This window comes from Vibrio sp. G-C-1, assembly GCF_021728015.1.
Taxonomy (GTDB): Bacteria; Pseudomonadota; Gammaproteobacteria; order Enterobacterales; family Vibrionaceae; genus Vibrio; species Vibrio splendidus.
The window spans coordinates 44,353-69,477 of the sequence record NZ_JAKKCR010000016.1; the positions used below are offsets into that span (position 1 = coordinate 44,353).

General features: G+C 43.6%; 24 protein-coding genes. 14 read left to right on the forward strand and 10 right to left on the reverse strand.

From position 1 onward, the window contains the following. The first annotated feature begins 3 nt into the window (after nucleotides 1-3). The gene (locus L3V36_RS20140) at nucleotides 4-573 is read left to right on the forward strand and encodes a protein disulfide oxidoreductase (RefSeq protein ID WP_102446970.1); all 570 of its coding nucleotides are present in this window, start codon (nucleotides 4-6) and stop codon (nucleotides 571-573) included. A gap of 127 nt (nucleotides 574-700) precedes the next feature. Continuing rightward, nucleotides 701-1,420 carry a DsbA family protein gene (locus L3V36_RS20145; protein WP_102446969.1) on the forward strand — a complete coding sequence of 240 codons (720 nt, stop codon included), beginning with the start codon at nucleotides 701-703 and terminating at the stop codon, nucleotides 1,418-1,420. Between the two features lie 293 nt (nucleotides 1,421-1,713). Here the strand turns inward: L3V36_RS20145 and L3V36_RS20150 are convergent, their stop codons facing one another. Beyond that, entirely contained in the window at nucleotides 1,714-2,727 is a 1,014-nt protein-coding gene (locus tag L3V36_RS20150) for a succinylglutamate desuccinylase/aspartoacylase family protein (RefSeq protein WP_076648781.1), read from the reverse strand. Nucleotides 2,728-3,103: 376 nt separating this feature from the next. Between L3V36_RS20150 and L3V36_RS20155 the strand changes: the two genes are divergently transcribed. The 3 genes from L3V36_RS20155 to L3V36_RS20165 all read left to right on the forward strand — a co-directional run bounded on the left by L3V36_RS20155 (nucleotide 3,104) and on the right by L3V36_RS20165 (nucleotide 5,832). Beyond that, on the forward strand, nucleotides 3,104-4,102 hold the full coding sequence (locus L3V36_RS20155; RefSeq protein ID WP_102446968.1) for a porin: 999 nt from the start codon (nucleotides 3,104-3,106) through the stop codon (nucleotides 4,100-4,102). 153 nt (nucleotides 4,103-4,255) lie between these two features. Beyond that, the gene (locus tag L3V36_RS20160) at nucleotides 4,256-5,146 is read left to right on the forward strand and encodes a DMT family transporter (protein WP_102446967.1); all 891 of its coding nucleotides are present in this window, start codon (nucleotides 4,256-4,258) and stop codon (nucleotides 5,144-5,146) included. A 68-nt stretch (nucleotides 5,147-5,214) separates the two neighbouring features. Continuing rightward, nucleotides 5,215-5,832, forward strand: a complete 618-nt coding sequence (locus L3V36_RS20165) for a glutaredoxin (RefSeq protein WP_004731823.1) — start codon at nucleotides 5,215-5,217, stop codon at nucleotides 5,830-5,832. Between the two features lie 157 nt (nucleotides 5,833-5,989). On the opposite strand, the gene L3V36_RS23915 is transcribed toward L3V36_RS20165, so the two are convergent. From L3V36_RS23915 to L3V36_RS20175, 3 genes are all read right to left on the reverse strand, one after another. Then, nucleotides 5,990-6,124, reverse strand: a complete 135-nt coding sequence (locus L3V36_RS23915) for a hypothetical protein (protein WP_267136751.1) — start codon at nucleotides 6,122-6,124, stop codon at nucleotides 5,990-5,992. Nucleotides 6,125-6,461: 337 nt separating this feature from the next. Next, nucleotides 6,462-6,812, reverse strand: coding sequence for a hypothetical protein (locus L3V36_RS20170; protein WP_004731829.1), 351 nt, complete (start codon nucleotides 6,810-6,812; stop codon nucleotides 6,462-6,464). A gap of 122 nt (nucleotides 6,813-6,934) precedes the next feature. Beyond that, complete coding sequence (locus L3V36_RS20175) at nucleotides 6,935-8,140, reverse strand: multidrug effflux MFS transporter (protein ID WP_102446966.1); 1,206 nt, start codon at nucleotides 8,138-8,140, stop codon at nucleotides 6,935-6,937. A 108-nt stretch (nucleotides 8,141-8,248) separates the two neighbouring features. Here L3V36_RS20175 and L3V36_RS20180 point away from each other — a divergent pair, with 108 nt between their 5' ends. Together L3V36_RS20180 and L3V36_RS20185 are read left to right on the forward strand one after the other, a co-directional pair. Further along, complete coding sequence (locus L3V36_RS20180; protein ID WP_004731832.1) at nucleotides 8,249-9,145, forward strand: LysR family transcriptional regulator; 897 nt, start codon at nucleotides 8,249-8,251, stop codon at nucleotides 9,143-9,145. Between the two features lie 131 nt (nucleotides 9,146-9,276). Beyond that, the gene (locus tag L3V36_RS20185) at nucleotides 9,277-11,115 is read left to right on the forward strand and encodes a bifunctional diguanylate cyclase/phosphodiesterase (protein WP_004731834.1); all 1,839 of its coding nucleotides are present in this window, start codon (nucleotides 9,277-9,279) and stop codon (nucleotides 11,113-11,115) included. A gap of 121 nt (nucleotides 11,116-11,236) precedes the next feature. Here L3V36_RS20185 and L3V36_RS20190 read toward each other — a convergent pair whose 3' ends face one another. The 3 genes from L3V36_RS20190 to L3V36_RS20200 all read right to left on the reverse strand — a co-directional run bounded on the left by L3V36_RS20190 (nucleotide 11,237) and on the right by L3V36_RS20200 (nucleotide 13,832). Then, nucleotides 11,237-12,529, reverse strand: coding sequence for a peptidoglycan DD-metalloendopeptidase family protein (locus L3V36_RS20190; protein WP_102446965.1), 1,293 nt, complete (start codon nucleotides 12,527-12,529; stop codon nucleotides 11,237-11,239). A gap of 223 nt (nucleotides 12,530-12,752) precedes the next feature. Continuing rightward, nucleotides 12,753-13,052: an isoamylase early set domain-containing protein gene (locus L3V36_RS20195; RefSeq protein ID WP_004731838.1), complete on the reverse strand. Its 300-nt coding sequence runs from the start codon at nucleotides 13,050-13,052 to the stop codon at nucleotides 12,753-12,755. A 126-nt stretch (nucleotides 13,053-13,178) separates the two neighbouring features. Further along, nucleotides 13,179-13,832 carry a hypothetical protein gene (locus tag L3V36_RS20200; RefSeq protein WP_102446964.1) on the reverse strand — a complete coding sequence of 218 codons (654 nt, stop codon included), beginning with the start codon at nucleotides 13,830-13,832 and terminating at the stop codon, nucleotides 13,179-13,181. A 32-nt stretch (nucleotides 13,833-13,864) separates the two neighbouring features. Between L3V36_RS20200 and L3V36_RS20205 the strand changes: the two genes are divergently transcribed. From L3V36_RS20205 to L3V36_RS20220, 4 genes are all read left to right on the forward strand, one after another. After that, complete coding sequence (locus L3V36_RS20205) at nucleotides 13,865-14,347, forward strand: GFA family protein (RefSeq protein WP_017087345.1); 483 nt, start codon at nucleotides 13,865-13,867, stop codon at nucleotides 14,345-14,347. A gap of 150 nt (nucleotides 14,348-14,497) precedes the next feature. Beyond that, entirely contained in the window at nucleotides 14,498-15,172 is a 675-nt protein-coding gene (locus tag L3V36_RS20210; RefSeq protein ID WP_029224322.1) for a YoaK family protein, read from the forward strand. Nucleotides 15,173-15,401: 229 nt separating this feature from the next. Next, the gene (locus tag L3V36_RS20215; protein WP_102446963.1) at nucleotides 15,402-16,772 is read left to right on the forward strand and encodes a YjiH family protein; all 1,371 of its coding nucleotides are present in this window, start codon (nucleotides 15,402-15,404) and stop codon (nucleotides 16,770-16,772) included. 457 nt (nucleotides 16,773-17,229) lie between these two features. Continuing rightward, the gene (locus tag L3V36_RS20220) at nucleotides 17,230-19,101 is read left to right on the forward strand and encodes a methyl-accepting chemotaxis protein (protein WP_004731849.1); all 1,872 of its coding nucleotides are present in this window, start codon (nucleotides 17,230-17,232) and stop codon (nucleotides 19,099-19,101) included. 146 nt (nucleotides 19,102-19,247) lie between these two features. On the opposite strand, the gene L3V36_RS20225 is transcribed toward L3V36_RS20220, so the two are convergent. Both L3V36_RS20225 and L3V36_RS20230 read right to left on the reverse strand, forming a co-directional pair. Beyond that, nucleotides 19,248-20,654: an alpha-amylase family glycosyl hydrolase gene (locus L3V36_RS20225; protein WP_102446962.1), complete on the reverse strand. Its 1,407-nt coding sequence runs from the start codon at nucleotides 20,652-20,654 to the stop codon at nucleotides 19,248-19,250. 408 nt (nucleotides 20,655-21,062) lie between these two features. Beyond that, nucleotides 21,063-21,962, reverse strand: coding sequence for a LysR family transcriptional regulator (locus tag L3V36_RS20230; RefSeq protein WP_017094865.1), 900 nt, complete (start codon nucleotides 21,960-21,962; stop codon nucleotides 21,063-21,065). A gap of 108 nt (nucleotides 21,963-22,070) precedes the next feature. On the opposite strand from L3V36_RS20230, the gene L3V36_RS20235 reads away from it, so the two are divergent. Both L3V36_RS20235 and L3V36_RS20240 read left to right on the forward strand, forming a co-directional pair. Continuing rightward, on the forward strand, nucleotides 22,071-22,898 hold the full coding sequence (locus L3V36_RS20235) for a pirin family protein (RefSeq protein ID WP_102446961.1): 828 nt from the start codon (nucleotides 22,071-22,073) through the stop codon (nucleotides 22,896-22,898). 19 nt (nucleotides 22,899-22,917) lie between these two features. Further along, nucleotides 22,918-23,511, forward strand: coding sequence for an isochorismatase family protein (locus L3V36_RS20240; protein WP_017095634.1), 594 nt, complete (start codon nucleotides 22,918-22,920; stop codon nucleotides 23,509-23,511). A 134-nt stretch (nucleotides 23,512-23,645) separates the two neighbouring features. Here the strand turns inward: L3V36_RS20240 and ppiC are convergent, their stop codons facing one another. Then, nucleotides 23,646-23,924, reverse strand: coding sequence for a peptidylprolyl isomerase PpiC (gene ppiC / locus L3V36_RS20245; RefSeq protein ID WP_004731852.1), 279 nt, complete (start codon nucleotides 23,922-23,924; stop codon nucleotides 23,646-23,648). Between the two features lie 279 nt (nucleotides 23,925-24,203). On the opposite strand from ppiC, the gene L3V36_RS20250 reads away from it, so the two are divergent. Continuing rightward, nucleotides 24,204-25,118 (forward strand): chemotaxis protein, encoded by a 915-nt coding sequence (locus L3V36_RS20250; RefSeq protein WP_017095633.1) that lies wholly within the window; start codon nucleotides 24,204-24,206, stop codon nucleotides 25,116-25,118. The last annotated feature ends 7 nt before the right edge of the window (nucleotides 25,119-25,125 follow it).

The window sequence follows — 25,125 nt, forward strand, 5'->3', positions numbered from 1 at the left end:
TGGATGAAGACTCCCAACAATGAAGATAAATCTAGCACGACTGGAGACAGCGCTGTAAAGGGTGAAACCAAAAAGCCAAGTCGTCTTAAGAAGTGGGGAAAGGAACTGGTTTCAATGATATTGATCGTTGGCGTGGTTTCATTTGCGATGGACTTTTATCACAGCAGAAGCATGCCTCAGGGCGACGCGATTCCAATTGTGGGTCAATCGCTCCAAGGCGAAGATATTGATGTTATCGAGCTAAGCAAAAATGGTAAGCCAGTCATTGTCTATTTTTGGGCGACTTGGTGTGGCGCCTGCAAATTTGTAAGCCCAACCGTCAATAGCTTCAGTGATTCCCATCAGGTGGTTTCGGTCGCTCTATCGTCTGGTCCAGACGAGCGTGTTCAGCGCTACTTAGAGGCGAAAGAGTATGACTTCCCTGTGATCAATGATCTTTCTGGATCTATCAGCAGAAGTTGGGGCGTTAATGTCACTCCAAGCATCGTCATCATCAAAGATGGAAAGATTAGCAGTATCGCAACAGGCATTACTTCCCCGATAGGGCTTTGGTTGAGAACCTACTTTGCCTAACTCGCTTACAAAGAAAAACAGAGCAAAGCCAGGTGAATAACTCGATTTAGCCCGTTTAACGAACAGAATTTCCGTGAGCGCGACCCAATGAGCGCTCACGATTATCAAGAATTAGAGAATAAATAGCATGAAAAAGCATCTGATTAGTACACTGATTTTAGGCTCACTAATGAGTACCACTGCCTTCGCTGAGTTAAGCACAGAACAAACCCAGCAACTTGAAGAGATTAACCAATTTCTGAAAGAGAACCCTTCTACGATCTCTGGCTTGCATACCAGCCTAGAGCAGTACGTAGCAGGGCAAGAACAGTCGAAGAAAGCTCAAGCAGGAAGCCATGATTGGTTGTACAACAATGACGCTCACCCAATCACGGGCAATCCGGATGGTAAATCAGTCATCGTTAACTTTACTGACTACAACTGCCCTTACTGTAAGCTCTTGGAAAAAGGCTTGGTTCAATTAGCCTCTGAAAACAGCGACATTAAAGTGATCAACGTGTACTTATCGTTTAAGCAACAACAAGTTGCAGGGCTAGACACCAACGCGGCGCTATACGCGATGAAAGTATGGAAAGATAACCCAGCAGCATTCCCTGAAGTTGATAGATTGCTGATGGCGAAAAGCGGTATTCACTCGAAAAGCTCACTAGAAGCCGTTGCCAAGAAGACGGGAACAGAGGCGGAACTAAAAACAACTCAAGAACAAAACCAGGTTCTAACCACTAACCATCAAACGTTCAGTGCACTCGGCTTAACGGGCACTCCAACCATGATGATGAACGGAAATGTTTTACCAGGATATGTGCCTTACGACCGACTTAAAGATATCGTGGATGACGCTTTTTAATCGAGTGTAGATAGAGATAAAGACTCGAAAGAGAAGTGAATAAAAGCCGACTCGCGCAACGCGCAGTCGGCTTTTTCATTGCTTCGAAACAATAGAACACTTTGAAACGACAGTTCTGAAGTCCTAGTTTTGAAGTCATGGTTTTGAAACAAAAAAAGTCGAAGTGTCACCATCTCGCAATAGATTCTTAATTAACCCTCACTACGCTAAAAGCAGTTCTGTCGATGAGTCAAAGACGTGTTAACTCAAGACAACTGTCCTTTGACCGAGCCTTGCTCGGTCTTTTTTTTTACTTAACTCAGCAAGCGACAAACAAGCGCGCCCGGTTCCCTTAATGCATCCACGTTATAGCTGAGTACACGACCAGAAGATGGTGCGTGATAACGACGACATTCATTACCGAACGCATCATATTGGATAGCGAGCAGATCATCTTGTTCGACACTTTGCAAAAGCTCGACCTGAGGCAGCACAAAGCCACCTATGTCGGCGCGGATAGACACGACGTTGTTGCCTTCTATCCAGTCCATACTTGGCAGCTGACTTGCCTCAAACGGGTCTTCACCCTCAAGCATCTCGTAGTAAGACAGCATATTAAAAACACCGTCAACGGCTCGTTGAATCATGTCAGGCTGAGTAAACTTACCCATCCCCACTTCCACCGTAATGCTCGGAATTCCACTTCGATTCCAAACCGTTTCGAGAATACCTGGGTCGCCGGGATCATTGAGAACACAATCTGGCGTCATCAACCTTGCCATTTCAAGACATTGTTCAATTCGGTAGTCAGCAAAAACATAAAGTGGGTAGACCGCGCCACGAGTTTGGGTATGCAGGTCAACGGCGAATGTCGCATTGTGTTTGAGTAAGCGATCCCACAAAGACGCAACAAAGCGCTCTGCCGCTAAGCCATTCGCATCACCCGGAAAGAGTCGATTAAGGTTGGCAGGGCAAGAGCCCGGATCCGAAGAGATAAAATCGCGGCTGTGGTTAAGCAAACCCGACAAGTTCACAGTAGGCACTATCGTGACCGTGCCTTTGAGAGTTTTACCGACTAAGTCTCTGATAATTTGCTGAGCAGCCAACACACCGTTGAGCTCATCACCGTGAATACCAGCGGTGATCATCAACTTAGGACCTGCTTGACTGCCTTTGAAAACAGAAACCGGCATGTTCTTGGGTTGCCCTAGCCCATCACTGGTTACTTGAAACCAAAACTGGTGCTCTCCAACGGGTAGGTCTTCAACATTCAAGGAGCCAATAACCTGCCTACCTTGTAAAACATCGCCTAAGTACTCTGTTTTCATCCAACGTCTCCATCTTGTTGAGCAAAATCTATTCTCTTCTAAGTTTTTGCATCATAGAGGATATCTTAATCAGTACAAACAGTTAATAAGATGAACAAGCTCTGACTTTCCCATAATACTCACGTATATCATCATCACTTCTCCTAAATAGAAGCTTGTGAAAGTCAGCACTCAAGAACAGATAAGTTGTATAACCATTCACAAACCACTCAGTCTATTGAAATAAAAGTGCAATAAAATCAACATTTAAAAAGCTCCCTATTCACGAAAATGTAATTTTATAGAAATGAAAGCTTAATTTAGCTGCTCTAAATTAGCTTCATATCGAAACGGAGAGCACATTGCTCACGGATTTTAAAATACAAGGTAAGTGATTATGAAAAAGGCAGTTCTAGCTTCTGCAGTGGTAGCGGCACTAGTTTCAGGTTCTTCTCTAGCAGCAACAGTTTACAGCTCTGATGGTACAGAACTCAAAATTGGCGGCCGTGCGGAATTCCGTGGTGATTTCATTGGTTCAGGCGGTAAAGAAATCGACGGAACCATGAAAAATAAAAGCCGTGTGCGTTTAAATGTTGGCGGTACTACTGAAATCACTAGCGATTTATCTGGTTTCGGTTTCTACGAAGCAGAACAAGGCGTAAATTCTTCAGCGGATAACGATGAAACTGATAACTTTAATCAACGCTATATGTACGCTGGCCTTGAAGGTAACTTTGGTGCTGTTTCGGTAGGTCGTCAAGATACAGCCGCTGCTCAAATCTCAGAAATGTCGGATGTTACTATCTACTCAGGTGATCAAAAAGCCTTCATTAACGCGGGCAACGAGCAGATTAACAACACATTCGTGTACGCTTACGATGCTGATGCTCTTTCGTTGAAGGCAAGTTTAATCGCTGGAGAAGATAAAGATACAGACGGTTACGGTATCTCTGGTATCTACACATTGCCTATGGGCTTAGGTTTTGGTCTTGGTTACTCAGGTAATGACAATGGTGCGGGTAATGGCTCTGCAACCGCTGTAATTGCTGGTATCAACTACAAAATGGATGCTCTATACCTAGGTGCAACCTACACAATGGGTGACCTAGACGACAAAGCTAAGACTGAGTTCTCTGGTGTAGAAGTTGCGGCTAAGTACAAACTAACCGATCAATTTGAATTGGCTGCTTTGTACCAAAAACAAGAAAAAGACGCGACACAGAACATCACTGTAGATACAGCTGATTTCTTCGAGCTAACGGGTACATACAAGTTCAACAAGTCTATCCGTACTTACGTTGCTTACCAATTAAACAACCTAGACGATGTAAAAGTTGCGGGTCTAGAGACACAAAGCGAAGATTCTCTTCGTCTAGGTCTACGCTACGACTTCTAATCTAAATCGGCTTTAGATACAGACTAAAAGGTTGGGCAATAGCTCAACCTTTTTCATATTCAAATATTCTGACTAACTTCATCAATGCTTTTTCTGGTTAAGTGGTGCTAAATCCGTATCATAGGTGAACCACATCAAATAATTAGAAGCATCATGTCACAACACCATCCGATCCAAGGCGCTAGCTGGATGCTAACCGCAGGCCTAGCCTTTGCCGTCATTAACAGCCTAACTCAAATCGCTAGCATTCATTTCGGACTTACTTCTACTACCGTTGCCGTCATTCAATACGCCATCGCGTTGTTCGCTATTCTTCCTTATCTGAAAACGCTAGGCATTCGCCGCGCGCTAAAAACCGACAACCTCAAGTTGCATGTATTCCGTGTGTTTTTATCGGTAATTGGTATTCAACTTTGGATATGGGCGCTGGCTTACCCTGTTCCTATTTGGCAAGGCATTGCCCTTCTCATGACGTCGCCACTGTTTGCAACCATAGGTTCAGGGCTTTTCCTCAAGGAGAAAGTTGGAGCTGCTCGCTGGGGCGCGACCTTAGCAGGTTTCGTGGGTGCGATGGTGATTCTAGAGCCGTGGGCTGAAGACTTTAACTGGGCAACGCTACTACCGATTGGCGCCGCTTTCTTTTGGGCATGCTACTCACTCATGGTGAAAAAGCTCTCTTCACAAGACAGCCCTTCGACCATGGTGGTCTACCTTTTACTATTGATTACGCCATTTAACATCCTACTTGCTGCGCCAGATTGGCAGACTCCAAGCGGCGGTACGATTTGGGCTATCTTAATTGTCATCGGTATTATGACGGCACTCGCTCAATGGGCAATTGTAAAAGCCTACTCAGTCGCTGATGCTTCATTCGTACAACCTTTTGACCACGCAAAATTACCGCTAAATGTCCTAGCAGGTTGGATTGTATTTAGCTGGGTTCCACCGGGTCGTTTATGGCTCGGGGCTGCTATTATTATTGCGTCAGTCGCATTTATAACGCACTGGGAAACGAAAAAGCCGTCAAAACTGAAGAAAGTTTAGGGTTAGTGAAATAAATAGTTCAACTGTCCGTTCTATATGGATAAGAGAATTCAAACGAGGCCGTAACCATGAAGAAACCAGTCAAGATTACACTATACCGTTGGGCAGGCAGCTGGGGTCCATTTAAAGTTAATATCCCATGTGGGGAATGTACCCTTACCAAAGACATTCTTAAGGATACTTTTGAGAATGAGTTATCAGATGTCGATGTCGAACTGGAAGTGAAAGATTGGTTGTCTCACTGGTGGGAGCCTCTAAAACTGGGCTCTTGGCATGCTCCAATCCTTGTTGTTGAAGGCAAGGTTGTAAGCCAAGGCGAAGCGCTTAACCGCGGTGTGTTAGTTCAATCCGTGATCAAAGAGTGGACCAAACGCGACAGCCTAAAAGGCAACATCGTTTATGGTAAAGCGACCTGCCCATTCTGTGTTAAGGCAAAGAAAATGCTTGATGAAGCGGGTGTTGAATACCAATACCACGATGTCGTAAAAGACAGCGCAGCTTTGTATCGCATGATTCCTGAGGTCAAAGCGCACATTGGTGAGAAAACACCAGTAACCGTTCCTCAGATCTGGCTCGATGGTAAATACATCGGTGGAGCAGACAACTTAGAAGCATGGATGAAAGAAAATGGTTTAGATACCATTCCAAATAACGTTGTCGACCTGTCCAACCAATCGGCAGGCTAAACTCACACAGAGTTACAAATCCGATCATGAATTAATCAGTGTTTTTTTGTGTCCATCCACAACAAAACGAGCGATGACCTTCATTAATCGCTAAAACGAAAAAGGCCTTAAACTTCATCGAGTTTAAGGCCTTTTTAAATTCCGTTTTTGAAAATGCTTATTTCGCCATTTTCTTCATCATTCGCTTAAAGAATGATGCTTTCTTTGGCTTTGGCTTGCCATACAATGCTTCGTGCATCATGTTTTTTGCTACCATTTGACCAAGGTATGCGTAGCCTAGTTCGTAATTCATGCTTATCTCCGCACATAATCGATTTTCTTATGCGCGGATTCTACACTTAAAGCGGCCAAAAACAAGATCTAAATCACACTTTAGTGCAAGTAACTCATCCTATTGCAACGTCCGTATTCTTGTTTCTGCGTAAATCAGCATTGTATCGTTATATCAATGAGTTAATGTTAAGTCCGTCTAACCTTGATTCACCATACCCATTTGCAATCCAAGACATTGGTTTAGACATTCATAAAAAAAGCAGCTCAAGAGAGCTGCTTTTTAAATACTTAGCTTAGAAACACTGACCTTAAAAAGGGCATTATTCGCTAATGCCTAATAGTCAGTAACTTAAACACTAGCTACGCTTTGGCTGTCTGTAAGTTTTACCCGCAATTTGGTATGTGTCTTTTTGCTTTAACTCAAACATAGTTTCAAAGAACCAAGCTGCAAATTTGATTAAGTCATCGCCTTCATTCATGACATGTTCGATGTACTCTTGCTCTTCGCCTTGTTCATTTTCTTGAAGCGTCACGTGGTAAATACGCTTTTCGCCTTCTACTTCAGCTAGCGCAAATTGACCTGTTAGTGATCCAGCAGCCTCAGCGACTTCTGTATCCTCATTGGATTTCAATAGCTCAAGCGCTTGAGGCAGGCCATCTAGTGCGCAGATAGCTTTTACCAGTACTTCAAATTCATTTTGCTGCATGTTTATTACCTATTAAATGGACGCAGGTATTGTAGAAAACCATCCATACAAATACAACGTATTAACGACTGTACGCTGAACTATAGCGAGCTAATTGCTTAACTGTACTCTACTTCAGCTGTTTAACTGTATTCTACTTCGGTAGCTGCGAATTTCTTATTCATTTTGGTTGAAGACCAAAGTATTGTACCCATGCAAGCACCAATAATCAGATAGAACACGCCAAGTTGTAGGTGAGTTGTCACCCAACTTTCCACCAAATATCCTCCTAACAAGCCCGCCAAGCACATCTGAATTGAGCCTGACAATGCCGACACTGCGCCCGCTTGCTTCTTATGAGGTTCTAGCAACATACTGATCGATAGAGGGAACGAGATACCTTGCGCTATCGCCAACCAAGTAAACGCCCAAACTAAGTTAAAGATGGATAACTCATGAGTAAGAAGCCAAGTTCCCGACGCCAAAATAATCAAAATCGCAAGGCTCATCAATTGCGGAGTGCTAAACCTACGATTGAGCAAGTTCAAAGCCACGCTACCGATCAGTAAGCCAGCCGAAGGGACTATCATCAATGAGCCATATTCAGCCGCTGTCAGCCCTAACTGCTCTTGCATTAAGAATGGAAACAGCGATAAAGATACCAAACTTGCCATGTAGCTCATCCAGTTATAACTGGCACTGGTCAACACTTGGCGGTTAGTCAACAAGCGTCCGTAGTTCTTCACCACTTGGCAGGCATCAAAGCGACTCTTTCCATATGGCAAAGTCTCAGGCAACACAAAGTAACCCAGAGTGAATATTGCCAGTAGATACAGTAGAACGAACAGGAACACCGCCTGCCAACCTAGGTGGAATGAAATCCAACCACCAAATACGGGCGCAATGATCGGCATGATCGAAGCGGTGATCGAAATATAAGACAACGCTTTGGTCAGTTGAGGGCCATCATAGCTGTCGCGAAGCACACTTCGTCCGAGAACCGAGGCACTACCCGCCCCTAAACCTTGCAACAAGCGACCAACCTCTAGCGCCGTCATGTTGTCAGAAAAAACAACACAAACGACAGTACCAATTAAATAAACACCCTGACCTAACAAGAAGATAGGTCTTCTTCCCACTGCATCAGACATCGGTCCGTAAAATAGCTGAGACAAGCCAAAACCCACCAGAAACAGCGTGACGAGCAGCTGTACATCTACCTGAGTCACACTTAAGTCAGAAGCAATTAACGGCAATGATGGCAAGTAGATACTCACACCCACCTGCCCCGTAGCAATAATCATCATTGCTAAAAGTAACGGTGTTTTTTTAAAGGTCGATTGGCTCAAAAAATTCCCTATTCGTTTGATATTTGTTCATGATATAAGTTTATATTCAAAACCAGTAATTGATAATTAACCAAATTGGAATTTAATTAAGTCCTAACAGGAAATAATATGGATTGGATTCTCAACGTAAAAAGCTACGTTCGAGTAGTGGAAGAAGGCAGTTTCAATGGCGCTGCTCGCAAACTTAACACCACCAGCTCGGCGATCAGTAAAAGAGTAAACTGGCTCGAAGAGCGTATCGGCACACAACTTTTAAAACGCACCACTCGCTCGATTAACCAAACCGAAGCGGGAGCACTCTTTTACTTGCGGGCCAAGGATCAACTCGACAATTGGCAATCAATTATTGATGAGACTCGCTCGGTTAACCAAACCCCGGCAGGCCTCTTAAAGATTGGCGCGACGATTGCTGTTGGCTCTAAGTTTCTAGTGCAATACATGGACGACTTCTTAGAAAAGTATCCAGATATTAAGGTGCAGCTGATCACGACCACGCCAGGGCAATTACCAGAGCTGGGCTTGGATCTGGTGATCAGTCGTGAACTGGAACAGCTCAACTCGTTAAGCTTCAAGAAAACACCGCTGTTTGAACACAAGGCCAGTTTCTATGCTGCGCCGAGTTATCTTGCCAAACATGGTTATCCCACCAACGAGCAAGACTTAGAACAACACAACTCCTTAATATGGGGAGAGCGCCCTACCCGTGAAGTCACACTCACCAAAGGGCAGCGCATCACTTTGAACGGCAACTTTGCGACCACCAACCCTGAGGCTTTGTTTCACGCGGCGAAACGAGGAATGGGTGTGCTGTTAACCATCAAAGCAATGATCAAAGAAGATCTTAAACAAGGGACATTAGTTCCAGTATTGCCAAATATTACCGCCGACGAAGTGATGGTTTACGCGTACTACCCTAAGCTTGATTACTCACATACGCGAACCAAGTTATTTTTGGACCATTTGAAAGATAGGCTAGATAAAGAGAGAAATAACCAGATTTTGTGAAATAAGTCTCAACTTAATTTGAAAAATGATACAACGCGGCCAATAATAAACTAAGCGCATATAAAAATAGATGCGTACAAACTAAACACACAGGCTTACACGCTGGATCTGGTTAACTAGGGATGGTAGCTATGACTCAACAAACGTACAACAATATGATAGACACTGAGCGTATAGGGCGCTTGCTCAAGTTGGAAGGTATCGACCTTTTGGAGTCAGCAGTGCTTACTCTGCACCAAATGTTCGATACTAAGTACACCACTATCATTGAGAAAAAGTACTTTCCAGACCAAATTGTTCCTTTAGTTATTGCTCATTCTGATCACGTCTTGCATGACAGAATCAACCCTCGTCATGGGCAAATCTATCAGCAAGCCGTGAATCAAAACCACCCTGATTGCTCATTTGCTCAATACGTTGTCAAATCATTACCTACATCTGCCTTTCGGCAAGAGATTACCTCACAGAATTCCATTGCGATTCCTACACGGACTCAAAGCGGTGAAGTCATGGGGGTACTTTTTTCTACGTTTACTTCCCCACTGAGCAATGCTCAGCAACAAGAAGCGATTAAACATCATCAACTTTTTTCGGATATCATCATCCACACCCTGCGTGAGATGTGGTTCAACGATCGCTCTGAGCAACTGGTCAATCAACTCAGCTATGAAGTATCACACGATAGCTTAACAGGTCTACTTAACCGCAGTTGCTTATCTGATACGCTAGAATCAATCACTCAGCAAAACTCAACACCGTTTACGTTAGCAATACTGGACATTAATAGTTTTAAAGCGATTAACGATCTTCACGGCAACTATGTTGGAGACAAGGTACTGCAACATCTGGCTGAGATTTTGAGACGAACACTCCCAGAAAATAACCTCACCTTTAGAACGGCAGGAAATGAGTTCGCCTTCATCACCTATTACGCCGACCCAACCGCAATTTGTGAACAAATCGTCGCCAAAGTAAAACAGGGGTATAACAGTATTGATCTTAGGATCGATTTTGATATCAGCATAGGCATCGCAGGATCAGCCGGAGATAGCAAAGACGTAGAGCAAATCATCTTCAACACCAGCTTAGCGTTGAAAGAATGTAAGCAATATTCGGGTACCCATATCAAGTGCTATGACACCCACTTAAGATCTCGATATCAGAGAAAGACCGAATTAATTGCGGCCTTGAGAAATGAACTTGAAAACTCTATCTCGCTGAATAGCGGAATGTATGTTGTGGCTCAGCCGATTGTTGGTCAACAAGACAAACGTTGGAAGTATTTCGAAGTACTCACTCGTTGGAAAACAGAAAAGCACGGCGACATATCCCCAGTTGAGTTTATACAGGTAGCAGAAGAATCCGGACTAATTGTCGAGCTGGGTGAACGCATTATCGAACTGGTATGCAGAGCTAAAACGACATTAGAACAAGGCTTAGGATACAAGGTTAAGCTCGGAATAAACTGTTCCGCCCATGAGCTTACCGACTCTAAGCGTTACATTTCCTACCTCACTCGGACCATTGAACAGCATCACTTTAAGGCTGATGAGTTTGTTATTGAGCTGACCGAAACAGTATTGCTATCTCCAACTCAAGACACCAAAGACGCACTCAACTTTTTGCGAGAACAAGGCTTTACGATTGCGCTAGACGATTTCGGTACCGGTTACTCTAGCTTGAATTACATTCACAGCTACCCGATTGACTGCATTAAAATTGATGCCATTTTCATTCAAAATTTACTCACCAATTCGACATCAGAGAGCGTTGTTTGGTTGATCATCCAGCTTGCTCATCGACTCAACGTATCACTTGTCGCAGAGGGTGTGGAAAAGCGTGAACAGCTAGAGAAGCTTCACGATATGGGGTGCGACAAGATCCAAGGATACCTATACTCGCCTCCAATGCGACCTGAAGCTATCGTGAGTTTAGTGACTCATTCAGAAGCGCTCATTCAAAGCCCATAAAAATCAAACTATAAAGCAGTAGCCAGACCAAAATCTAAAAAGCCGCGAAGCATGACTAAATACTTAAATATTTAGAAAAGCTCTCGCGGCTTGATTAATCGGCCTAATTTAGAGAAATCTATTAACTGTTATTAGATTGTGCTTCTAAAGCTACCTTTAACAGCTTATCAGCTTCATCTCTTGACGCGACGAACGTCGCTTTTTCCTTTTTAGGCACTGAATCAGCCATCGGAATATTCGCTGTCATCGCGTTCACAGGACGACCACGTTCGATTAACTCATAATGCAAATGTGCACCCGTCACTCGGCCAGTTTTACCTGACAAGCCAATACGCTGACCACGAGATACCGTTTGTCCTTTACGAACTAAGATCTTACTCAAATGGAGATAACGCGTTTTGTAAGTGCTACCGTGCTGAATAACCACGTAATTACCGGCGTATGGGTGCTTACGGGTCATGATCACTTTACCATCACCCGTCGCTTGAACTGGCGTACCAATTGGCGTCGCGAAATCTGTACCGTTGTGAGGTGAGACTCGTCCTGTCACAGGGTGTAAGCGCTTAGGATTAAACTGAGAACTCTGACGCCATCCACTGCTCACAGGGTAACGTTGGAAAGCACGTTGTAAGCTATCGCCATTGGCATCGTAATATTGCCCATCAGTGTGTAAGTACGCAGAAACAACACGATTGCGATTCATGATCTTAATCGCTTCGATTTCACGCTTTCCGGTTGCGACACCATCAACAAATTGCGCTTTCTGAAGCACTTCAAACTGATCGCCAGCGCGCAGGTCGCGGCTAAAGTTCAGCTTATCTTTAAGAAGCGTCACAATATGGTCAATCTCAAGACTATTCAGGCCAACCTTGTTCGCCGACATAGAGAAACTGCCGTGAATATCACCCACTAAAGGCTTTTGCTTCCATTCACCAGGAATAGAGATGTCTTCAAATTCATAGCTGCCATCTTCAAGTCGTCGGTAAACCGCTTTATCCGCAACACTAAATTGAATTTCCATTTTGGAAAGGCTGCCCGTCGCCTCATCACGCCAAAAACGTAATGTGTTACCAGGACGAAGTGTGTCTAGGGCAAGGAAGTTTAAATCGGTTTCCATCACGCTCATCATCGATTTATAAGAAAATCCAAGTTGAGTGAAGATGCTACTCAAGTTATCGCCCGTTTGAATTTGATACTCAAACGTCGGCGGTTCGATAATCGTGACAGAAGAAGGTGATAGGATTGACTCAATAACGGTTGAGTCAGGTAAATCAAGATCGATCGTTTTCGTCAGATCCGATTCTGAAGATTGCAAAGCAATACCAAACGCTGCAATAAGTGGCAGTCCTAAAATAGCTACTTTTTTTACAGGTGAAAGCTCAGCAAACGGAGAGGAAAATATTTTTGAATACACGGTAAACAGGTCTTTCTACGATATAAAGGCATAGGATATGCTTTTCAAACGCATAAATCATCATTGCATTGTCATAATATGATGTGAATCTGCCCAATTTAGACTAAGTCATTGAGTTACCGTAAGTGAAAACCCGCTTCACGATTAATAATACTAACCGCCAAATAAAAAAGCAGAAACGGCTAGTTTCTGCTTTCTATTAATTCACGCTACTTCATCTCGATTAAGCGTTAACCGTCGATACCAAGCAATTGTCTTCACCAAACTCATTCGGGATATAACGATCAGCATTCGCATCGTTCACCCATTGTTGGTCATTAACTAGATAGCGAAATTGAAACTCGCCATCTTTAGGTAGGCGAGTTTTAAACTTGTAAACCTTCCCTTTGGCCAGTTTTTTCATTGGGGTGGCTTTCCAATCAAGAAAGTCAGCAACGATGGATACAGAGTTCGCTTCTTGAGCTTCTAGCTCGAAGGTCACTTCAACTTCATCTTTCGTCTTAAAAAAACGTTTATTAATCATTCGCAAGCTCCATTTGTAAAAATAGGCAGACACCAAGCATAAGGAGTGTCTAAATTTCATTCATCTAATTAAGATAATATGTAATTTAGCTCACATAAACAACAGATCCTTGCATTAACTAGAACGTTATTGCTTACCAATTGATTGCGTATCAAAAGAAAAGCTCATTAACACCTTTTCAGAAGGGGATTCTGCAAATGATTGTTCCGCAGAATGCTGAGTAAAGCCGATAAAACCTTCCCCTGTTTGTTTGCTAGCGGATTGTAAATCTTGCTGCTGAGCGACCTCTAAAGTCTGAATTTGCACTCTATCGCCTAGAAAAAGCTGGTCGACTAGCACGACACGGCTTCGCTGCTGATCATGTTTAAACAAGCCAAGATAATAGAACACGCCACTGCCTTGGTTAGATACCCACATCGGTGCGACAAAGAAACTCGCTTTGCCCAACGTGACGGCTGAAAGGTTGTTGGTATCTACCGTTACCACACCACGCTCAACACCCGAGTCATAGCGTCCAAAGGCTATAGCTCTAGGTTCATCGACTTCATTAATAAAAGCGTACGCGTTGGTTTCGGGTACTTTAATTGTCCACGGGTTGGTCGTCTTCAAATCAAAAACGGTTTCAACAACAGGGTCATAACTGACTTGAGAAGAAGGAAACTTCGCCAAGATCTCTTCGTCACTTAAGCTAAATCGATAAATACCCGCCACTATCACGACAACCAGCATGACAATTGGAATCAGTAAAATCAGAGGAATAGGTAAGATTTTCTTTTTCATGAGCAATTATATTCTTTTGTTTTCATCCAGTTGTGCAGACCATAAAGGGCTTTAGTATAATTATCAATACAGGGTTAACCAGAAGTGGAGCATGGATGGATATCAATCATATTAAAGATAGAAATATCAGAAGTTGCGAATGCCGCTGTGGAGCAGTCAACCTAGTATGCAGAGGCGAGCCTCAACGAACCTCTGTATGCCATTGCTATGAATGTCAGAAACGCACCGGAAGTGTGTTTGGTGTTCAGGCTCGATTCCCAATAGAACAAGTCACATTAAACGGAGAAGTCACCTCTTTCTCACGCATCAGTGATAAAGGCAGTGAAGTGACCTATCAGTTTTGTCCTAAGTGTGGCACCACCATGCTCTTACAATCTGTTGCTGCTGCCGATTTTTATATCGTCCCGCTCGGATTATTTAAAGAGCAAGACTTTCCGCTACCGAGCTTTTCAGTCTACGAAGAACGCAAACACGGCTGGGTCAAATTTGACCATCAAATGAGTCACTACAACTAGCCTGTTACTGACCTTTATCTCGATAAAGCAACAGCATTAGAACAAATTGCAATACTGTTGCCTAAGATCAAATATCAACGCACCACAGCGCTAGCGTATCTTTTCGCTAGCGTTATAATCTGCTCCTCTTTTTAACCCAGGGTGAACCACATGATTTCTAAGCTACCTCGCTGGGTTGAATACGGCGCTTTGCTGCTAGCAGGCCTTGCTGGCAGCGTTAATGCGATTGGCTTACTCGGCTTTCAGCATCAAGCGATCTCCCACATTTCAGGCACCATGTCTTTATTAGGCAGTAGCCTACTCACACCAACTTCGGCTTCTTTACATCTTTTACTGATTATCATGAGCTTTATGTTAGGTGCAGCCTTCAGCGGGTTCTTTATTGAGAACCAAGCACTGAAGTTAGGGCGTCGCTACGGCGTTGCTCTGTGTATTGAAGGTGGGCTGCTATTTTTAGCACTTTGGGCACTGTTACAGGGCTACACTTCAGGTCAATACTTCGCTTCAGCAGCCTGTGGTTTGCAGAACGCGATGATAACGACTTACAGCGGTGCGATCATTCGAACAACGCATATGAGCGGGATCATCACGGATCTTGGGATCATGATTGGTTCTCGCTTAAAGGGGATGCCTTTTGACCGTCGTAAAGCCAAACTACTGATGTTCATTGTGGTTGGCTTTCTGTTTGGTGGTTTAAGCGGTGCTTGTCTGTTCCAGCGCTTTGAAATTTTGGCGCTGGCTTTCCCTGCCTCTTTCGCCTTCATTATCGCATTTAGCTACTGGCTCTACCTGACCTATCGAACTGAAACGCCAGTCAATTTATAAATATCTGGCAATATATCTTCAAGTTACGTAACATCCGCAACACTTTATTCTAAACTCTTAATGAGTTGCAGAATAACCAGTGTGAATAGTTAGCGATATTTGATGAATAGTATTGCAAGCACTATCAATACTGGGTAATCTTGCAGCCAATGAGAAAATACGGATGTTTAGAGAATAAAAACGCCAAGGATGTGGCTTTTTTACATGTAGAAATACGAGAACAATTAACATGTCTAACAACACGAATACTGCTCAACCAGAGAAATCTAAAGGCAGTTTCTGGGTTTTCTTAATCCCATCTCTGATTGGTTTATTCCTTTTCATGGCACCAATTAGCTACCAAGGTGATCTAACGATCCCTGTCGCTATTCTAGCCAAATCAATTCAAGCGGTTTTCGGTGAGTCTCTAGTTGCTATTATCACTGCAATCGTTGCCTTCATGTCTGTAGCTTCCGTTTTAAGCACCATTTTCAAGCCTGCATTCATTACATCGAACTCATTTTTGAACGGCCTTTTCAATCCATCTCCACTGTGGTTGTTGGTTCGTCTTATCGGTGGTGCTGCAGCATTCATGGCTTTCTTCCAAGTCGGCCCTGAGTTTATCTGGGAAGAAAACACTGGTGGGTTAGTGCTAGAAGGCCTACTTCCAACACTGTTCTCAGTATTTATCTTTGCAGGTTTACTACTGCCACTGCTGCTTAACTTTGGTCTGCTAGAACTATTCGGCACTTTGCTAAGTAAAGTGATGCGTCCAATCTTCAACCTGCCAGGTCGTAGTGCTATCGATTGTATGGCTTCTTGGTTAGGTGACGGCAGTGTCGGTATCCTGCTTACAAGCAAACAGTACGAGAAGAAATTCTACACGCAGCGTGAAGCCGCTGTAGTTGGTACGACTTTCTCTGCAGTATCTATCACGTTCAGTCTTGTGGTTATTGCTCAAGTAGAGCTAGAGCACCTATTCCTGCCTTTCTACGCAGCAATCTGTTTGGCTGGTATTGTGGCAGCGGTCATCATTCCTCGTCTTCCGCCATTAAGCATGAAGAAAGACACCTTCATTGATGGCACTAAGCCCCACAAAGACGCTGACGCTATTCCTGCAGGTCACTCAACATTCTCTTGGGGTCTTGAGCTAGCAGTCAATAAAGCATCACAAGTTAAATCAGCTAAATCTGTATTTGCTGAAGGCATTCGTAACGCTGTAGATATGGTATTTGGTGTACTACCTGTTGTTATGGGCCTTGGTACGATGGCATTGGTTATTGCAGAATACACCTCTGTATTCTCAATCTTAGGCCAGCCTTTCATTCCATTCCTTGAGCTACTTGGTGTACCTGAAGCGGTAGCAGCATCTGAAACGATCGTCGTTGGTTTTGCGGACATGTTCATTCCAGCAATCCTTGCTGCTTCTATCGACAATGAGATGACACGTTTTGTTATCGCTGCCATGTCGGTAACTCAACTGATCTACATGTCTGAAGTGGGCGCTCTGCTTTTAGGCAGTAAGATTCCAGTGAACATCTTAGAGCTGTTTATTATCTTTATTCTGCGTACGTTAATTACACTTCCGGTTATCGCTGGTGTAGCACATCTAATATTCTAAATTAGACCCTACTGATATAGCGTAATTAAGAACTATTTTATAAAGCCTCACTTTTGCGGGGCTTTTTATTGCCAGTAAATACATTCCCTACCCGCTTAAAATACATTCACCCACCCGCCAGAAATACAGCCAATATATAAAATTGGCATATCATTTAATTTCATATCTGTTTACCTTCCTTCTCGTCTGAGAATAGAAAACAACACACATAAACGCTAAATTAATACATTCTTAATGCTCTTACACTCCGATTAAACCAATTCTTCAACTCATTGAACCAAATAACAAAAGTAGCAAATATGTAAATAAGTGAATTTTGCATTGTGTGGGTTGTTGTATTTTTGTAGTCTATTTTGTGAAATTAAACTCAAGTAAATTTCAATCTAGTCGATATATATAATTACAAAAATACGATTAACTTTAGTCTTCGCAAAGTCTGTGAGAAGGGGAAAACTCAATGAAATTTAGCCATAAGGTGGTTGCTGCATCATCAGCCTTGCTGCTAGTGACAGTATCATTGCTTTCAATACAACAACTTTACACTGTAAGAAGTGCTGTAGAAAACCACGTCAATGCAAGCCTGAAAGAAATGGTCTCTGGCGTTAAAAATACCGTCGAATCAGAGATGAACGCCAAGAAAGCGTTGGCTCAATCGACGACTGAAGTCATCGAGATCAACCCTGAAGATCGTACTTACGTAAAAGAAATATTAGAAAAGCCAAAGCTTAAAAGCAGCTTCCTAGCGGTTGGCTTTGGTTACGAAGCAAACGGTTTCGTTATTGAAAATGATGACGGTTGGGAAGCTGGCCCTGATTACGATCCACGAATTCGCCCTTGGTACATTGATGCTAAATCCAAAAACAGTTTAGTTGTTACCGCTCCTTATGTGGATGCATCAAGTAAGAAAGTCATCATCTCTGTAGGTACGCCAGTCAAAGACAACGGCCGCTTCACGGCAGGTATGTTCTACGACCTAGAATTGACTAACCTTGCGACATTGGTAAACCAAGTGAACTTGTTTGATGCGGGCTACCTATTCCTAGTCACTGCCGACGGCACAACGATTGCTCACCCGAATGCGAAAAACAATGGCGAAATGCTTTCAAGCTACATGCCACAAGCAAGCATTCGTGAAGGCTCTCAAGAAATTGAAGTCGACGGCAAGATGTTCCTAGTGAACTTCACTCACATCCCAAGTGAAGATTGGTACATAGGTGCAATCCTTGATGAAGAGATCGCTTACCAAACCGTTGAAGATTTGAAAAACAGCTCAATGATCTACTCGTTGATTGCGGTTATTCTCAGCATCATTGCACTGACTGTTTTGATTCGTGTGTTAATGCGTCCACTTGATGTACTTAACCAAGCAATTCAAGATGTGGCGAGCGGTCAAGGTGACTTAACTAAGCGCCTAGATACCAACACAGACCAAGAGTTCTCTGACCTAGCAAAAGGTTTCAATACCTTTACTGAAAACCTGCAAAACCAAATCATTCAATCAAAAGCGATTGGTGTTGAGATTAAGCGTGGTACTGAAATCACGGTTAAAGGCGCAGGCGAATCAGCAAACGCGATGAATACGCAACTGCAGGAACTAGAGCAGTTAGCAACCGCAATGAACGAAATGGCGGTGACTGCAACAGAAGTAGCGAATAACGCTCAAGGCGCAGCAGCAGCAGCCCGTGAAGCAGACGAAGCAACGCTAGACGGCACATCCGTAGTCAGTGATACCACTCAAGCGATTGATAACCTTTCAGCACGTATCGACCAAGCGGTTGCAGAAGTACAAGTACTGGAATCAGCAACAGCCAACATCGAAACGATTCTAAAAGTAATCAACGATATTGCAGACCAAACTAACCTACTCGCATTAAACGCAGCGATTGAAGCGGCACGTGCTGGTGAGTCTGGTCGTGGTTTCGCAGTCGTAGCCGATGAAGTTCGAACTCTGGCACAACGTACTCAAGAATCGACCACTGAAATCCGCAACATGATCGAGCAACTCCAAGCGGGTGCAAGCTCAGTATCGAACGCGATGAACCAAAGTAAAGACACAGCCACTGACGCCGTTGAACGCGCTCAGCAAGCAAACTCTTCACTTGACCGCATCCGTGACGCGATTCAGCGTATCTCTGATATGAATATTCAGATTGCTTCAGCAGCAGAAGAGCAGAGCTTAGTAGCGGAAGAGATCAACAACAACACAGTTAAGATCAAAGACCTTTCAACACAAGTATCCAACGCAGCTCAAGAAGCAAACACGGCAATGCAGGTACAAACTGACAATGTTCGTGCACAGGATGAACTATTGAACAAGTTCACGGTTTAACAGAAGTATGTGTTAATCAGCGCTTAGCTTAATCAACGCATAGCTTAACCAACGTTCAGCCAAGAACCTAAAAAACAAAAGACCCGTTTACTAGATGCTAGTAAACGGGTCTTTCTTTTTCGACTTCTCTTTCTAACCGATCAGACTTAACTCGTCACAGGTTCGAACTCATTGTTCGTCAGCATCATGCACTGATTAGATTCAACCTGAATGGTTAGCGTCTTATCGACACAATCAAACACTGCACCAGACAATAAATCCGTTACTGTACCAGTCCAAGTCAGTGATGCCGTTTTACTTCGCTTCGACTTGTTGATCACCACTATGCCTTTGTCGCCACGGACAAACACCAGCAAATCATCATTTGCCTCAACCACACGCATCGCTTCGCCATGAACATGGTTATGGAACTGAATCATGTTTTTCATGTAAGGCGCTTGCCAATCGTTAAGCCAACGAGGCTGACCACTCTGATCCAGAATGCCGCTGGTACTCAGTTCACTGTAAACAAGCGGCACACCGCCGTCTCGACCAAGAATAAAGGCATGCGCTAATCGCTCGTCAACTTCACCCATTACGTGATCCAAAAATACTTCATTATTTGGAATATCATGAGTGACGGCAAAAGTGATTGCTCGCATATTCGATAACGCCTGACCAAAACAGTAAGGGTTGATCAGAGATTTAAAGCTGCCCTGCTCTTCAAAGGATTTGAAGATAGTATTGAACAGAGGGAAATCGTAAGCGCCTAAGCGAGTGTGTTTGAGGTAAGGCTCAAGGAACAACTCATACTCTTCTTTGGTCGCACCACCATCAGTAATGATCTCGCCAAAGATGTGCATTTCTTCGCAGATATCATCAGTCCACACCTTGCGTAGATGTGACAGTGTCATGTGTTTCGCTGCGTCTATGCGAAACCCTTTCACGCCAATCTCTTTTAAGGCTTTTAAGTAAGCTCTCTGCTGCGCGACCACATTGTCGTTGTCTAACAGCGTTGGCAAGCCAGGGTCACTAACTCCACCGGTAATACGCCCGTTCTGTACTTCCCAAGTGTCTTTCCAGTTTTTGATACCAAACGCTTCAACAAAATCGTTTTCATCAAATAAAGGCTTAGAAAGATCGCCAAACAAACGTATAGATTCGTAATAGTCAGCATCTTCTTGATAAGACGCCATGTCTTGCTGACTTGGATACGTTAAATCGCCACGGATACCCGACTCATTGGCCATGTGGTTAAATACGACGTCCACATAGGTACGAAGGCCGTGTTGCTTTAACGTGTTCACCATCGCAGTGAAATCTTGCGTGTCACCCAGCTGATTATCAATCACACGATAATCTTGTGGTTGATAGCGCTGCCACCATTGGGTGCCAGAATCACGGTCGCAACCTTTAGGTCCGCGTAACGACTTCATTGCTGGTGATACTAAAACAGATTTATAACCCAACTCTTGGATCAGTGGGGCGTTCTTCATTACGTCAGCGTAGCACCAGTCAAAGGCATGCAATATCACATCTGTCGCTGGGTTGCTTAACATAGCTGAACTATCCATGTTGTTCTCCTACCAAACTTGTTTACAGCTTTCTAGATAAATACAAAGGCTAAAAGGCAAAGCTGCATAAATTTCCTTAAGAATGGTATTTATTATATGAGTTACTCATTAAAAACCCTCCTCCTCCCACCGATTAGTCACGGCGGATAGTCAAGGGCGTAGTGCCAATTATCGCATAACGTCTGGGATGAACACTCAGCCATAGTGCTTTTAAATGCGCAAAAAAGTGACAAAAAAGGAGCGTATAAGCTCTCATTTAAATTCCATTCGATGCATATGATACAACAGTTTTACGACAGAACTTCAGTTACATACTTTTGCAAAGGCAGTGCCTTGAGGCGAGATATTCTTGATAAACGCCCTGAAACAAACATCGAACAATCCAAACAAAATGCAGAATAAAGCGCATCAACCTTCCCAAGGCGCATTTGGCGTCACTTTCTCCATCACAAAATCGACAAAGAGTCGGGTCGGTTTCGCCATGTATCGATGAAATTGATAGACCACAAACATGTCTGAGGTTGGTGTGTCATAGTCAGTTAGCACTGGCACTAATTGGCCATTTTTAAGGTATGGGGTCGCTAATGCAATTGGAATATAAGCGACGCCGAGCCCTTGCAATGCCGAGTCGATAATTAACCTGGCGCCATTCGCCGCGTAGAAACCAGTCACTTCGACATGATGAGCCTGTTCAGCTTTTGTAAAATGCCATCGGTTATGGGCTATTGAGTGGCCCATAACCAAACAATTAACCTTCTGAAGGTCCTCTGGCACTTTGATCTTCTTAGCCTTTGTCAGGAACACTGGGCTAGCACAACAGATATTCTTCTTGGGACCAATCCTTCTCGCAATGAGCGAAGAGTCTTGCAGCGTCCCAGAGCGAAACGCGATATCCATTCGCTCTTCCACCATGTTGATATAGTCATCTGAAGTATCGAGTTCGATACTGATATCCGGGTATTGATTTAAGAACTCGACGATCCAAGGTTGTACGTATTGAATCGCAAATTCTAATGGCGACGTAATACGAATTTTGCCTTTTGGCTCTAGCTGAGTTTGCTTGATCTGTTCATTAGCCTCTTCTAGAGCAGCAAGATGTTGTTGGCACGATTGGAAGTATTGGTGCCCTGCTTCTGTCATAGAAAGCTTACGAGTACTTCTATGAAGGAGCTTAACGCCTAAGTCAGCTTCGAGCATCTGCACCTTCCTACTTACCGTCGTAGAAGGCATATCCAAAACTTTACCTGCACCAGCAAAACTCCCAGCCTCTACAACGTCAATGAACACCTTGATGTCATTCAGATTCATCCTTATTACCTTTAATAACGGGATTAACAAAACCAAATATACCATCTAATCAAGTAATGATTCTTTTATTAATATTATTTTCAGCAATCAAATTTAAGGACTAACAAAATGATTAGACAAATACATGAAATCAGAAATGGTCGAAATCACGGCCCCGTAACGAGCTATGTAAGCTCATCGAACCTGAAAGATCTCAACCCTTTTGTGCTGTGGGACCACTTTAAAATGTCGAATGTGAAGGGAACCGCCGGTTTTGACTTTCACGGACATTCAGGCGTAGCGACCATAAGCTATCCACAGATTGGTGCTATTGCTCACAAAAACACCAGCGGACATTCAGGCTTATTAGAAGCCGGAGGCATACAAATCATGTCTGCAGGTTCGGGAGTGCTGCACAAAGAGACCGTTCATCCGGACAACAAAGTTGCGGATGCATTTCAGCTCTGGGTTGCCTTACCCGAAGACGAACATGAATTGGGGCCTGTCACTTATTCAACCCAACAACAAGAGCAACTCCCTGTCGTTGAAGAGGCTCATTCAATCACCAAAGTACTTGTGGGACGATTTAACGGCAAACAAAGCAAGGCTCTCACTCCTGTTAATATGACGTATTTACACATCAACTTAGATGCCGAATACACATGGCAATACGCAGGAGAACCATCACAGACAACAGCCTTTATTTTTGTACGCCATGGCTCTGTCAGAGTCGGAAGTAAAGACGTATCAGCGGGTGAATTAGGTGTGTTTGATAAGAATACATCGCTAATCGCTGTCTCTGCATTAGAGAGTAATGCTGAGTTTGTGATCGTCTCGGGAACTCCATTAAAACAAGACTTCATTAGTAATGGAGCATCATTACACAGCAGCACTAGCAACTTAATCGCAGGTGTTAGACGAATAAAACAACTGCAATCCCAGCAAGTAAACCAATAACTAAAAAAGGAAGTCCATTATGAATACTACAACATTCACTCCAGAAAACTCTGTCATGCTACTGATCGACCATCAGGTTGGCACCATGGGTTGGGTTGGCTCGGCTAACCTAGAAGAGATCAGAAACAACACGGTCGCATTAGCTCGCGCTGCACATGTGACCAAGATGCCGCTGATCCTAACATCGAGTATGGAAGATCAAGCACAAGGCCCTCTTTTTGATGAGCTGATTAACGCAGTACCAGAAGCTTACGAGAATCGTATTCTTCGTGGAGGAGTTGTCGATAGCATGAAAGATGAAAACTTTGCGGCTGCGGTTAAAGCAACTGGACGCAAAAATATCATCATTGCAGGGATCACCACGGATGTATGTGTTGTTTACCCAGCGATCACAGCCATAGCTGAAGGTTACAATGTACAGGTCGTGGTTGACGGGTCTGGGTCTCCAACAACATTAGCTGATGAAACAGCACTAAGAAGAATGGAAAAACACGGCGTTACCCTAACTTCAACCAATCAGTTGATTGCAGAACTGGCGCAAGACTGGAGCACTGACCATGGTAGCAAGCTAATCCAAGTTTTATTCGAAGAGATCATCTCGAAACAACATTGATTCACTAAACTGCCGCTACATAACTTTGGTTGCCTTAGAACAACCAAGTTACATAAGCGTTTAAAGTGCGGGAAATGGATACAAAAAAGGAGCGTATATACGCTCCTTTTATTCAATCTAACACATATTTATAGCTAAGTTCTGTAAAGAACCTTCACGACGTGCCAGCCAAATTTTGTTTTTACAAGGTGTGGTACTAGCGTCTCGCCAGAGAAACAAACCTTATCAAACTGAGGCACCATTTGACCTTTTTTGAACTCGCCTAGGTCGCCGCCCTTTTTACCAGATGGACACGTTGAATGTTTCTTCGCTAGCGTTTGAAACTTAGCGCCTTTTTTAAGCTGCTTGATGATGTCTTCTGCTACTTCTTTGTGCTTCACCAAAATATGAAGCGCTGCTGCTGTTCTTGCCATGATAATTCTCAGTGTGTTGCGGTCAGTTTACTTACGACGGTTTAGAACATCGTTAATGAACGGACTGTTGTAATTCTGTTTATCGCTAACGACTTGTCGACATAAAACCATCGACAGCGCGCGTTTAGCGTGATTTTAACCCAAGAACTGTCAATCTTCACTCTATAACCGAAAACAACTGCCTTAAAGCCCCTAAAAACCGTATAGTGACTTGCCGACACCCCTGTTTCCCTTTAAATTAATCCTTATAAATTAAGCGCGTATTAAGTAGGAGCCACTATGGCCAAACCGATCAGTAAAGCGAGTCAGTCACAGGGAATGTTGATGTTCAAATTATCCCTTACTCAAAGTTTTGCGATTGGCACGCTTAAGGTAAGAGAAATAGTGCCTTTTCAGCCGATGACTCAAATCCCATACTCCCATCATCACGTGATTGGTACGGTGACCATCCGCGATCTTACCGTTCCAGTTATTGATATGTCTGCCGCGATTGGCTTTCGACCGATAACACCTGCTGAATACCAAGATTGTGTGCTCATCGTCACCGATTGTTTAAGAACAGTAGTGGCATTTCTGGTTCGTTCGATTGATAAAATCATTGAATGTGATTGGAAAAGCATTGAATCGCCACCCACCAGTGTCGGTCGTAATGTGTTTGTTACGGGTATAACGCGTTTTGAAGATCGTATCGTGCAAATGCTCGACGTGGAGTTATTACTTTCTAAGATCTACCCGGCTTATGAAAACGCACATATTCCAATGCTGACCGATGTAGAAAGGGAACGCCTCAAAGCGCTGAACATCTTATTAGTGGATGATTCTTTGATTGCGCGTAAGCAACTATCTGATGCCTTAGACAGCATCAACATCCCTTACAGCATTTGTAATAACGGCTTAGATGCGATTGACCTGATGCGACGCCAAGCTAGCGTAGGCAATGCGATTGATCTTCTAGTGAGTGATATTGAGATGCCTGGACTCGATGGCTATGAGCTTGCGTTTGAAGTACAAAATGACAGCGCACTGAGTCATGCCTACTGTATTTTGCATACCTCACTGTCCAGTGAAATCTGTGTCGACCGAGCCAATCAGGTGGGTGCACATGAAGCGCTTGAGAAGTTCAATGCGGGCGAATTAATCGAAGCCATGCTACGCGGCGCAAAAGTCTTAAACGAAGCATCTACGGCTGCTTAGACGCTAT

Coding starts and splice junctions, on each gene's coding strand:
- L3V36_RS20140 (WP_102446970.1), top strand. CDS start 4: ATGAAGACTCCCAACAATGAAGATAAATCTAGCACGACTGGAGACAGC.
- L3V36_RS20145 (WP_102446969.1), top strand. CDS start 701: ATGAAAAAGCATCTGATTAGTACACTGATTTTAGGCTCACTAATGAGT.
- L3V36_RS20150 (WP_076648781.1), bottom strand. CDS start 2,727: ATGAAAACAGAGTACTTAGGCGATGTTTTACAAGGTAGGCAGGTTATT.
- L3V36_RS20155 (WP_102446968.1), top strand. CDS start 3,104: ATGAAAAAGGCAGTTCTAGCTTCTGCAGTGGTAGCGGCACTAGTTTCA.
- L3V36_RS20160 (WP_102446967.1), top strand. CDS start 4,256: ATGTCACAACACCATCCGATCCAAGGCGCTAGCTGGATGCTAACCGCA.
- L3V36_RS20165 (WP_004731823.1), top strand. CDS start 5,215: ATGAAGAAACCAGTCAAGATTACACTATACCGTTGGGCAGGCAGCTGG.
- L3V36_RS23915 (WP_267136751.1), bottom strand. CDS start 6,124: ATGAATTACGAACTAGGCTACGCATACCTTGGTCAAATGGTAGCAAAA.
- L3V36_RS20170 (WP_004731829.1), bottom strand. CDS start 6,812: ATGCAGCAAAATGAATTTGAAGTACTGGTAAAAGCTATCTGCGCACTA.
- L3V36_RS20180 (WP_004731832.1), top strand. CDS start 8,249: ATGGATTGGATTCTCAACGTAAAAAGCTACGTTCGAGTAGTGGAAGAA.
- L3V36_RS20185 (WP_004731834.1), top strand. CDS start 9,277: ATGACTCAACAAACGTACAACAATATGATAGACACTGAGCGTATAGGG.
- L3V36_RS20195 (WP_004731838.1), bottom strand. CDS start 13,052: ATGATTAATAAACGTTTTTTTAAGACGAAAGATGAAGTTGAAGTGACC.
- L3V36_RS20200 (WP_102446964.1), bottom strand. CDS start 13,832: ATGAAAAAGAAAATCTTACCTATTCCTCTGATTTTACTGATTCCAATT.
- L3V36_RS20210 (WP_029224322.1), top strand. CDS start 14,498: ATGATTTCTAAGCTACCTCGCTGGGTTGAATACGGCGCTTTGCTGCTA.
- L3V36_RS20215 (WP_102446963.1), top strand. CDS start 15,402: ATGTCTAACAACACGAATACTGCTCAACCAGAGAAATCTAAAGGCAGT.
- L3V36_RS20220 (WP_004731849.1), top strand. CDS start 17,230: ATGAAATTTAGCCATAAGGTGGTTGCTGCATCATCAGCCTTGCTGCTA.
- L3V36_RS20225 (WP_102446962.1), bottom strand. CDS start 20,654: ATGGATAGTTCAGCTATGTTAAGCAACCCAGCGACAGATGTGATATTG.
- L3V36_RS20230 (WP_017094865.1), bottom strand. CDS start 21,962: ATGAATCTGAATGACATCAAGGTGTTCATTGACGTTGTAGAGGCTGGG.
- L3V36_RS20235 (WP_102446961.1), top strand. CDS start 22,071: ATGATTAGACAAATACATGAAATCAGAAATGGTCGAAATCACGGCCCC.
- L3V36_RS20240 (WP_017095634.1), top strand. CDS start 22,918: ATGAATACTACAACATTCACTCCAGAAAACTCTGTCATGCTACTGATC.
- ppiC (WP_004731852.1), bottom strand. CDS start 23,924: ATGGCAAGAACAGCAGCAGCGCTTCATATTTTGGTGAAGCACAAAGAA.
- L3V36_RS20250 (WP_017095633.1), top strand. CDS start 24,204: ATGGCCAAACCGATCAGTAAAGCGAGTCAGTCACAGGGAATGTTGATG.